Below are 10,415 nucleotides of genomic sequence, written 5' to 3'. Positions count from 1 at the left end.
GGGCGGCACGCGCCGGCCGTCGTCGCCCTCGGGCTTCTCGCCGAAGTTCTTCGAGATGAAGAAGCAGGTGCTGCCCGTCTTGACGTTGTGCATGATCGCTTCGATCGAGTCGAAGCGCGGATCGTCGGCAGGCCGGATATACATGCGGCGGCAATAGAGAACCATCTGAATGTCGTCGTCGCGCGCGGCTCTAATCCGTGTGTACGGCGTGCACTGGCCGTCGGTCTCCTCCGGATAAGGGAGGTAAGCCGGTCGGTCGCAGCGCATGTGGCGCGTGTACCTCTCGGGCGTCTTACCATCCACGGTGATCGGCACGATCTCGCCGTCGAGACAATTGAAGGGCGGCATCTCGGCGATCAGCTCGGCGCATTCGCGCCCATAGGCATGGACGTCGTAGCTGTCGTCATAGGCCTCGATACTACCGGCATCAGGGCTGTCAGCGAGGAGGAACGGAACCGACGCCACCCCGGCCAGAACGAAAGCGGCAGGCGCAAGAATTGCCAGGAGAGTCCTTTGCAGGTTCATGTGGCAAGCCCGGGCGTCTCGAGAATGACTTCGCGAATGGCGCGGTGATAGCGGACATAGCCGCTGCACCGGCAAATATGCTGGCCGACGGCAACTTCGATCGCGGCGTCCACGGCGCTGACCGGTATGGGGCTGCGCTGCAGGCGGTCGAGCAGGCAGTAAGCGGCCATCAGAAAGCCCGGCGCGGAATACCCGCACTGGAAGGAGAAGTTGCGCAAGAACGCGTGTTGCAGCGGGTGAAGCTCGCCGTTCTTAGAGAGGCCCTCGACGGTCGTGATGATCTTTCCGTTTGCGACGCGAAGCGGCGTGGTGCAGGTGCGGATCGGCTCCGGAAGCGCGCCCGGTACGCGCGCGGCGGCCACCGTGCAGACCCGGCAGACGGCGATGCCGCAGCAGAACTTGGTGCCGGTCAGGCCGATCTCGTTGCGCAGGAAGTCATTGAGCCACATGTCGCCGTCGATCGACTCGCGAACGATCCGCTCGTCGTTGATGGTCAGGTTGAGCGCGATATTGCCCATGTCAGCTCCAGACCGCCCGCACTCTTTCGGGCGTGATCGGCAACGACCGGAAGCGGTGGCCGATGGCGTTGGTGACGGCATTGGAAATCGCAACAGGCACCGGCGCAAAACGAGTTCGGCGATGCCGCGCGGACTTGGATCGGCTGAGTCAGGCGGAATCAAGATCTTCTCCACATCGTGGATGGCGCAGTCGGCGGAGAGGGCCACATGGTAGCGATCCAGATTCCACTTTCCGCTTGCCGCGCCGCTGGCATCGTCCGGAAGTTCTTCGAGCAGGGCATGTCCGACGCCCATCGCCCAGCCGCCGTCCATCTGACCCTCGAGCAGATCCTGTTGGATGACCGTGCCCGGTGCGAGGAGATGAACGCCCTTGACCAGGTGCACGGCGCCCGTCTTGCGGTTGACCTTGACGGCGGTAATGGCGCCGGCCGCGGCGAAGGCCTGGCCGTTCTGCTCCCACATGCTCTCGGTGGTGAAGAGCAGTGGATTCTGGCGGTCGATCAAGACATAAGCCGGCTCATTGCCATGCTGAACCGCCAGGGCATCGATCTTCCAGCGATCGGTGACGCCATCGACCGTGTAGTCGGCCTCGACCCAGCGCCCGCTGAAAAAGGCATGGATCATGGCGCTGGTGACTAGCTTCTTTGCGTAGAGCTCGGCGGCAATCGCCGCAAAGGGAATCGGCTGGAAGCCATCGCTGGCGAGGCGCCCCTCGCTCCACGACACGTCCTCAGTGCCGATCTTGCTCGCCGTCGCCCCCCAGAGCGAGCGGGCCGCCGGCATGATCGCCGTCTTGAACAAAACATCCGCGGCCTGCTCGGTGGCGTGCAGCCACCGGCCGACCCCGGCCGTCGCCTTGGTCGAGTTCCAGACGATCGGCGTCCAGCGCGGGTTGGCGGGTTGCTCCTTGAAGCCGCCGACGAGTTTGAGCTCGCGAAAGATCTCCGTCCTTCCCGTGTCGATGTCGTCGGCGTTTCGTCCGAGCGCCTTGCTTGTCATGAGGGCATGAGCCGTCGCGGCGCCCTGACCCATGTCGACATTGTTGGTGACGATTGTTATGCGGCCGTCGGGGCCGATCCGCACTTGCGACATCACGGCGTCCGCGCCCGAGCCGAAATTCTTCATGGCGAGCGAGGCGCCGACACCGTAGCGCTCATCCTCGGTGGATAGCCGCTTCTGATCGGCGGCGCGGTTTGTCCATAGCGGATGGGCCAACGCCTTGTCGCAGATGCTCCCAAGGCCAGGCGGAGTCCGCGGCGCGCGGTGACGATCGAATCCCCGGGATGCAAAAGATTGAGCTTACGAAACTCCAGAGGGTCGAGCCCGCGCGCGACAGCGATCTCATCGACCATGGATTCAACCGCAAACGTCGACTGAAACGAGCCGAAGCCGCGCATCGAGCCCGCCACTTGCGAAGTCGTATGCATCGCGCGCGACCAGACATCGGCGAGAGGCGCCCGGTACACGCCGGTTCCGCTGATGCCGGTGACGTTGCAGACGTAGACGCTGACATTGCGGCGGCCACCGCCGTTGAGAACTGAATGATTGCGGAACGCTTCGATGAGATTTTGGTCGCTGACGCCGACGGTAAGCTCGATCTTTGCGCGTGGCGCTTGATGCCAGCCTGGAACTGCTGGAACCGGTCGTTGGAGATGCGGATCGGCGTGTCCGAATAGGCCGCGGCGAGCGCGAGATAGAGACACAGGATCGAGGTGTCGCGCCCGCCGAATCCGCCGCCCGGATACGCAGCATAAAGATGGACGTCGTCGATCTCGATTGGGCAGGCCTTAGGCGCGAACAAAGCGCGGGCGGAGGTCACGTCATAGCCCGGCGACTGCGTGCCAATCAGCAGGCGCAGCGTCTTTGCCTTCCGGTCGAACCAGGCCAGGCCCGTCTCAGGCTCCATGAACATCGGATCGATGACGGGCGTCTCATAGGTCTGATGGAAGACGTCCAGATCGGGGGACTGGAGCCTTTCGCCGATCTTGTCGACGAGCTGCATGGCTTTCTTGTTCTTCGCTCCGGGCTGCGAGGGGTGAACGGGTCCGTGGAGCGTCTGCGCGAAGTGCTGATCGCCGCTCTCTCTGGTGACGGCGTGAACGATGCTGGTTTCCGGCTCGTAGCTTACGGGGTCCGGCGGCGTCACCGCCTTGCCGCGTCGGATCACCTTGCCGTCGGAGACGATTTGCTCCTTGGCTCCGTTATAGGCGGTCAATTCGTCGTAGAGCAGGATCGCCACGGCCTGGCCGAGATAAGTCGGCGGCTTTCCGGTCGCCACAAGATACTCGCCTTCCGGATAGTCCTCTTCGGCGATACCGATTGAATCGCGCGCCAAATCCGCGGCGGTGATGACGACGGACGGCTGAAGCGCCTTCGGGAGCTGATCGAGGTCGAGACCGTCATAGACGTAATCGACGAACGGGGCGCACACCACGAGTGCGTGCCGATATTTCGTTGGCCAATCGGGCAGATCGATTGGCTGGAGTCGCGGGCATAGATTTTCTGCCCGGTGACCTTCGCCAGGCCGTCGATTCGGTAGCGCGCCTGTCCCGGCGTGCCGCTCCACCCGCCGGGCGGATCCATCGTGGCCGCGAAAGACGGCGCCATTCGGCCGAAATCGAGCGTGGAGACGAGGAGGCCCGCTGCGCCGGCGGCAGCTGTGCCCTTCAGGAACTCGCGCCGCGTCGCCCAGCCAGTCCGCACGGATCGCTACTCCTCTCGAATCGCTGCCATTTTACGCCAACCAGGCCGAAAATAGCGCTTCGACGCGCCGTCTCCCTAGCTTATGCGATCGAGCCTATGACGCCTTCGATCAGATAGTTCGTCTTGAACAGCTCGGGGGCGTAGGGCCCGTAGGTCGTGCCGGCCGGAATGACCAGCCTGCCCGCATTGTCCTTGATCGGGCCGATAAAGATGGGCTTGTTGTCCGTCATAGCCTTGATCGCGGACGTGGCGGCGTTGACGGCCTCCGGGTTTGCGCCGGCGCCGAACGGGCTCGATTTGACATAGCCCTTGTCGTATCCGCCGATCACGAAGGGCGGCAACCGTTCGCCCTTCTGCATCATGCCGGCGAACATCTTGAACATCGGGGTCCAGGCGAATTCTGCTCCGGTGATGTAGCCCTTGGGCGCAAGCGGAGCTTGGTCGAAAGCGTGGCCGCAGGTCTTTACACCGAGAGCCTCGGCAGCCTCGATAACGACTTTGGGGCTGTCCAAGTGGCAGGTGATGACGTCACAGCCTGCGTCGACGAGCTTTTTGGTTGCCGCGGTTTCGAGCGCGTCGTTCTCCCATCCTCCGGTGAAGATCACTTGTACTGTGGCGTTTGGGTTGGTCTTGCGGCTGCCAAGCAGGAAAGAGTTGATGTTGACGAGGACCGCGCCTTCCGGCAGCCCGGCGACGAAACCGAGCTTGTTCGCTTTCGTGCACAGGCCGGCCGCGACGCCGTTTACGTAATGACCCTGGTTGATCAGCGCGTTTAGACCGCCGACATTCTTGGGGTCCTTTTTGCTCGCGGCCGCCGCGGCATGCTGGATAGCAACAGCCGGGTTCTTTGCCGCCACCGCGTTGAGGAAAGGATCGTCGCCGAACGACGTCGAAATGACCAGGTTGGCGCCGTCCGGACTGATGAGCTTTGCGAGCTCCGCGGTGTAGGCGCCGGTTTCCGGCGACTCCTTTCCGCTTCCGTAGTCGGTCGTCTCGGGAAGGTAGCCGGCTTCGACGATCTTGACTCCCGGCAGGGCGCTAAGATCTTCGCCGGCTTCGGCGAACGATTGGTTCCAGCCCCAATCGTCCCGCGGCCCGATAAAGATCATACCGACAGTGAGGTCGGCCGCGTGCGCGAACCGTATCGGCAAGACACCGGAGATCACGGCGCTCGCGCCGAGCAGACCAGCGCCCTCAAGCACACGGCGCCGTGTCAGAGTCCGCCCGGACATGCCGTCTAATCTCCACCGAGGGCGAGCGGCGTGGAGCCCGCGCCGGAGAACACCTCGCTGGTCTTCACGGCATGCAGCTTGGTCGAGGTCTCGTCGGGCGGTGCGATCTCGAACTTCAGGATCTTCGCCGTGTCGCCCGCCGCGCCGCTGACCAGAAGGTCGGCGCCCATTGTCGTGCTTGTGGCCGCCACGCGCACACCCGACTTGCCGTCGAAGGGAACGAAGCTGAAGTCCTCGGCATATTCGGGCGGCTCCCCATTTTCGACGGGACTTTTCAATTCGTCTTTAGGCCCTCCTTGGAGCGCCGAACCGGTCGAGAACACCTTGACCTCGCCGCGCCCCGTCGATTGGCCGACGATGATCCGCTTGCTGCCGCCGAGCTGCCCGTAAAGCCAGCCGGTCGCCAGCGAGATGCCGTCCTTGTAGTCGTTTCCGAACGGTGCGAACTCCGCGAGCTGGGCCGGTTTCCCATCGCCCTTCGAGCACATTTGGAGCGGGATGTTCGTTTCCTTGATCTTGATTGGCGCCGGCTTCATCAGCCAGTAGTCGAAGACCTTCACGACAGCCGGTGTGCCGGGGCCAGGCGCGGTGACGATGCTGTTGCGGCCCGACATGAAGCTGACGAAGCCCGAGGCGACTTTCACCCCGGACGTGTCGCCCGGATAGGGCTCGAACGCCGAGAAGAGTTCCGGCGCAGAGTCGGGCTTGTAGGTAAAGACCTTGACCTCACTCGGCATGCCGGGTCCGGAGCCGACAATAATATTGTCGGATGTGCCGCCATCGATTTGATCGGATGTGATGTTGAGGCCGCCCTTCGACCCGGACTCGAAGGCCTCGAACCGCGTCAGCTCGGTGGCGAACGCGGCTTTGCCGCCCTCGGCCTTTCCGGAATAGACGACCACCTCAGGTGCATGCCCTTCACCGGCGCCCACGACCAGATCGAAGACGCCGTCGCCATTGACGTCGCCCATGGCCGCGCTCGGCGTACCTTCGAAATCCGAGAAGGGCATGACGGTTGCGACCAGTTTGTCGCCGTCGCCGTCATAGACCTTCACCGCCGCCGGCATTCCCGATGAACCGGGAACGGCAACCGCGTAGGTCGACACGCTCGGGATGATGTTCACCAGGAGCATGAGGCCATTGTCTTCGTGATTGAGACGGTGGCAGTGCATGACGAACAGGCCGATATAGTCCTCGAACTTGGTCCTGATGAACAGCTCGGCTGGTACGCCGACGTCTTCGCCGACGAGCAAGGTCGGCCGCGAGAGCTCGGCCGTGTCCGCTTCCCAGGGGCCCGGCCCCAGCGTCAGGCCGATGGTCGGGTCGTAGTAGCGCGTCACTTGGAAGTCATTGACGTGCACGTGGATCGGATGGGAGTCGTTGTTGAGGTTATAGAACCTCCACTCCTCGACCGTATCGAGCCGCGGCTGAAGGACGGGCGCGTTCGGAAAGCCTTGTTTGTTGAACGCATAGACGAAGGCTTTCGGATCGTTGTTGCTCGCGAGATTGTTGAGAAATCCGCCGGTCGAATCCAGCCTGCGCACCAGGCCCGGCGTCACCTTGGACGTATCGAAAAAGCCGTTATTGGGTGCATTGATCTCCTGCCCCTCGGCAAAAATTGCGGTGACGCCGGGCTCGCCTTCCGGCGTGGCCTTGGCGAGCACCTGCGTCGGAAATACGAAGAAGCCGTCGTCGTGGCTGAGCGCGGACGGGAGCGCGGTCACCACGCCGAGTACGGCGGGAGGGTTGTCCGTCCCGTCGTTGGTGTAGAGGACTCCCGGCTCGCTGATGGCCTTCGTACCTTCGCCGATCGGCGGCATTTCGAGAATCAGGTCGCCGGTCTCCGGCATGGTCACGGCGATGGCGTAACGCGTCGCCGGCGGGATGAGCAGGCGCGTGCCGTCATCGGTCGGCGGGTAGCGGACGAACTTTCCAGCATTGCCGTCCTCCGCCAGAATCGCGATCTTGGGGTGCTTCCCCGTGGCGGTTTCCGTGAGCTGCACGTTCATGTAGGCCATGTCGCTGATATTGGAGAGCACCCAGATCTCCGTTTGCCCGGGTTTGCTCTTGATGATCGGCTGGAACTGACCATTGACTGTGAACTGCACGTCGCGGCGATAGTCGGGCAGCGCCGGATCGGCGGCAACCGTGCGTCCGTCTTCGCCGGGGTTCTGCTCGAATGTCTGCAGATTGTTCGGAATGAATTGCAGGCGTCCACGATTGTTGTTGACGCCAAGCGGGCCGGTCCACCACACCGTGAAGAATTCGGTGCCCTTCTTGGCATCCCTGAAGTTGACCGGCGCGAGCAGCGGACGATACGTGCCTTTGGCGAGTTCATCCTCTGTCGGCTTCTTCAGCGTGCTGACATACTGGCTCCAGTTGGGGTTATTAAGCTGGGCGCTGCCGCCTTTCCGGTCGAACACGAAATTGTACTGAAGCACCATGTTGCGGATGGGGAGCTTCTTCTCCGTGACCAGCGGAATGTTGCCGTCGAGCCGGCCGATGGCGAGAATGCCAGCCAATCCCATGTAGGTTTCAGGCGATGTCAGCTGGTGAAGGTGAGGGTGATACCAGTAGGCGCCGTGCGGATGGTCTTTGCGGATCTCGTAAGTATATGTGTTCGTCAGGCCCGCGCCGATGTGGAGCAGCACGTTGTCCGAGTTGCCCTTGGGGCTGACACGCAATCCGTGGGTATGAAGATTGATCGGCGCCTGGCTCAGCTGCTCCGGATAGATCGGCACGTCGCCGTCCTTCGGCGTGAACGCAGGATTGTAAAAGTCCCGGATCGTCAATCCCGCCAGCGCGTTGTCCATGTGGACGATCAGCTTATCGCCCGGATACACCTGCAAGGTGGGCGCGGGATATTGGTTCGTGCCCGTCATCTTGCCGTTGGATGGCGTGCCCTGAAGCACCTCGTAGCCGTAGAGAAGGAAACTCTGCACCGGCTTGGCCACCGTATCGAGAGTGGCTTCGCCTTGCTGCGCCGTAAGCCGGACCTCGAGCACGCCATCCTTGCTGGCGAGCGTCACCGGATCTTTGAGTTCGTGCCGGATGGAAGGGTCGAAGGTCGGGGCGGCGTCTTGGGCCCAGATCGTGGGCCCAACCCATATGATCGACAGCAGGCCGATCGTGAATGCCAGCAGGCCCGCGAGAGCCAGAGCTCCGGCTTGCCATCCATTCCTTTTGACGAATTCGACCATCGCTATTCGGGCCGACAGTTGACGGCGACGACCTGCGTCTTCAGGCCCGCCTTTCCATCGCATCCCAACCGGTTCTCTTTTCCGAACGGGGGATCGATGTAGTATTCGAAGTCGTCGGGATCATCGACCGACACGACTCGGTATAGCTTGTACGTCCCGGTATCGCAGACCAACTCGCGGCTATCCACAAACAATGCGCTGGGAAGCACGAAGATGTGGCTCACATCTCGCTTCGCCGTGCACCATTTCTGCTGAAGCTCGTCGAAATTCTTTGCCTGAATGACGTCCGGCCAGGCGCCGTCGTCGGCTGATTTGCAGACGGCGGGCGTGACGAAAGCCGCGGCCAGGACTGGTAGGATGACGGCAACGAAACGTGACATCGGCTCCTCGGCTCGCTTTGGAAACTGGAGTGATGAACGCTTTCAGTCGCTCGCGTCTTTTCGACTGAACATCGGCGTGATCGCGGATAGTGTTGCCTTCTCCGCCTTTATGAAGAGTTTAAAAGAAGAAAGGCGCGCCTCGCGAGGAAAATCCGAAATATCTCGCAGATTGTTGTGAATATAGTGATGCGGTGGTCACCATGGCGACCTCTTCACTGGCGGCCTGAGACTCAGCATTTTTTTAAGATCATCGCGTAACTCTTATCGGCGGGACCAGGACCCCTCTGGGCGATTCCAAGTGTTGCCCATGTCCGGAGATGTCGACGATGAAGGAACCGCCGCGCGAGAGCTTCATTGCCAAGCTCAATGACGTCTTGGCCATGCGCATCACTATGCTGGTGGGCTCGATTTGGGCGTTCTACGCCTTCGTCATCTTCGGCCTGACGCCGGTCCTATGGCCGGAATACGAAACCCAGATTCTCTATTGGTCGAACTTCCTCCAGCTCGTCTTCCTGCCCGTCATCACCGTCGGCACGGCGATGCTCAATCGCGACTCGGAAAAGCGGGCGAAGGAAGACCACAAGACGATACGGCGGGAATTCGATCTCTTGAAGGAGGTCAACGGTTCGCACCGTGCGGCGCTGGCCGAGATCACCGAGGGCATTCGCGAGCTGGTAGGCCGGAGTCGCGCCGTGACGGCCGCGCCGGTCTCAACCGATGACGGGGCGCTGAAAGGCTAGACCCCGCGTGTCTTTAGCTTCGCCTGCCAGATCTTGGTGTCGCCGAGAATGAACAGCACGTCGTTTTTCGGCCCGCCGAAAGTGAAATTGGCCACGCCAGGCGCCACAATCTCCCCCAGCAGATCGCCTTGCGGTGAGAACACCTGCACGCCGGTCGCCGACGATGTATAGACGCGCGCGTGTGTCGATCTTGATGCCGTCGGGAACGCCGGGACTGACCACGGCGAACAGCCGCCCGTTTCGCAAATGCCCGCCCTTGTGCACGTCGAAGGCGCGGACGTGATGGGGCAGGTTCACGAAATAGGTGCCCGGCGCCTGATTGGCGCCGGTATCGGTGATGTAGAGCACGCGTTCATCCGGTGAGAAGGCGAGCCCGTTCGGCTTGTTGAAGGAGTCCGCGACCACCGCCGTTTCGCCCGTCGCCGGATCGTGCCGGTAGACGAAGGCGCCGACCTCCGCCGCGGGCTTGAAGCCCTGCACCTCGCCGTAGTTCGGATCGGTGAACCACACCGTGCCGTCGGACTTCACCACCACGTCGTTCGGCGAATTGAAACGGAGGCCTCGCCACTGGTCGACGACCGTCTCGACCGCGCGGGTCTTCAAGACCATGCGGCTGATCCGCGCCGGCACGTCGCGCGTGCCTTGCTCGCAGATGACCAGCCGGCCTTTAAGGTCGAGGCACATACCGTTGGCCATGTTCGAGGGCTGGCGTACGGTCTCAAGGGTACTTGCGGTGAAGGGAAACGTGTCGCCAGCGAGCTGGAGCCGCATGATCGCGATGTTTTTTGGGCCTGGCTCCGGCACCGTCGTGAAATAGAGCGCATGCTCGGCGGCCACATAGACCGGGCCTTCATGGGCGTTGGTCTCGATGAGCACGGTCCGTCGGAAGTCCTTACCGAGCACTCTTCGAAATTTCTCGCGATAAACGGCAAGCGTCGCGCCGTCACCCGGTCCTGGAGCCTGAGCCATGCCGTGTCTCCTCGCGGCCGATTGTAGCGAAGCACTGTTTTCGAACCGTGAACTGCTCCCGATAATTCTCCCTGTTAAAGGACGGGCCTGAGAATCTCGCTGACGGCTTGGCCAAGCGCACGCTGGCCTTCCGGATCGAGGTGAACGC

Annotated in this window: 8 protein-coding genes and 1 pseudogene; 1 reads left to right on the top strand and 8 read right to left on the bottom strand. The window is 62.2% G+C overall.

Going from position 1 to position 10,415, the window contains the following annotated elements; translation table 11 throughout:
• The 7 genes and pseudogenes from AUC71_RS01955 to AUC71_RS01930 all read right to left on the bottom strand — a co-directional run.
• Positions 1-525 (bottom strand): hypothetical protein (locus tag AUC71_RS01955; RefSeq protein ID WP_204376609.1); only part of this gene is annotated, 525 nt, incomplete at its 3' end.
• Positions 522-2,258 (bottom strand): molybdopterin cofactor-binding domain-containing protein, encoded by a 1,737-nt coding sequence (locus AUC71_RS21710; protein ID WP_069622916.1) that lies wholly within the window; start codon positions 2,256-2,258, stop codon positions 522-524. The genes AUC71_RS01955 and AUC71_RS21710, both read right to left, overlap by 4 nt.
• Positions 2,165-2,949 (bottom strand): annotated as a pseudogene (locus AUC71_RS22495) (molybdopterin cofactor-binding domain-containing protein). The gene AUC71_RS21710 and the pseudogene AUC71_RS22495 overlap by 94 nt, the downstream one beginning before the upstream one ends.
• Positions 2,950-3,254: 305 nt before the next feature.
• Positions 3,255-3,746 carry a twin-arginine translocation signal domain-containing protein gene (locus AUC71_RS22490; protein ID WP_083237994.1) on the bottom strand — a complete coding sequence of 164 codons (492 nt, stop codon included), beginning with the start codon at positions 3,744-3,746 and terminating at the stop codon, positions 3,255-3,257.
• 80 nt (positions 3,747-3,826) lie between these two features.
• Positions 3,827-4,978: a BMP family ABC transporter substrate-binding protein gene (locus AUC71_RS01940; protein ID WP_069622914.1), complete on the bottom strand. Its 1,152-nt coding sequence runs from the start codon at positions 4,976-4,978 to the stop codon at positions 3,827-3,829.
• 5 nt (positions 4,979-4,983) lie between these two features.
• Positions 4,984-8,178, bottom strand: coding sequence for a multicopper oxidase domain-containing protein (locus AUC71_RS01935; RefSeq protein WP_069622913.1), 3,195 nt, complete (start codon positions 8,176-8,178; stop codon positions 4,984-4,986).
• 2 nt (positions 8,179-8,180) lie between these two features.
• A complete protein-coding gene (locus AUC71_RS01930; RefSeq protein WP_069622912.1) occupies positions 8,181-8,558 on the bottom strand; it encodes a hypothetical protein in 378 nt (125 codons plus the stop codon).
• Positions 8,559-8,884: 326 nt separating this feature from the next.
• Between AUC71_RS01930 and AUC71_RS01925 the strand changes: the two genes are divergently transcribed.
• Positions 8,885-9,298 carry a hypothetical protein gene (locus tag AUC71_RS01925; RefSeq protein ID WP_141701379.1) on the top strand — a complete coding sequence of 138 codons (414 nt, stop codon included), beginning with the start codon at positions 8,885-8,887 and terminating at the stop codon, positions 9,296-9,298.
• Here the strand turns inward: AUC71_RS01925 and AUC71_RS01920 are convergent.
• Positions 9,269-10,267 (bottom strand): SMP-30/gluconolactonase/LRE family protein, encoded by a 999-nt coding sequence (locus AUC71_RS01920; RefSeq protein WP_083237993.1) that lies wholly within the window; start codon positions 10,265-10,267, stop codon positions 9,269-9,271. The genes AUC71_RS01925 and AUC71_RS01920 overlap by 30 nt on opposite strands.
• Positions 10,268-10,415: the final 148 nt, after the last annotated feature.

Source organism: Methyloceanibacter marginalis (assembly GCF_001723295.1).
In the GTDB taxonomy this organism is placed as follows: domain Bacteria; phylum Pseudomonadota; class Alphaproteobacteria; order Rhizobiales; family Methyloligellaceae; genus Methyloceanibacter; species Methyloceanibacter marginalis.
Note: the sequence above shows the minus strand (reverse complement) of the source record. Positions and strands in the feature narration are given on the sequence as shown.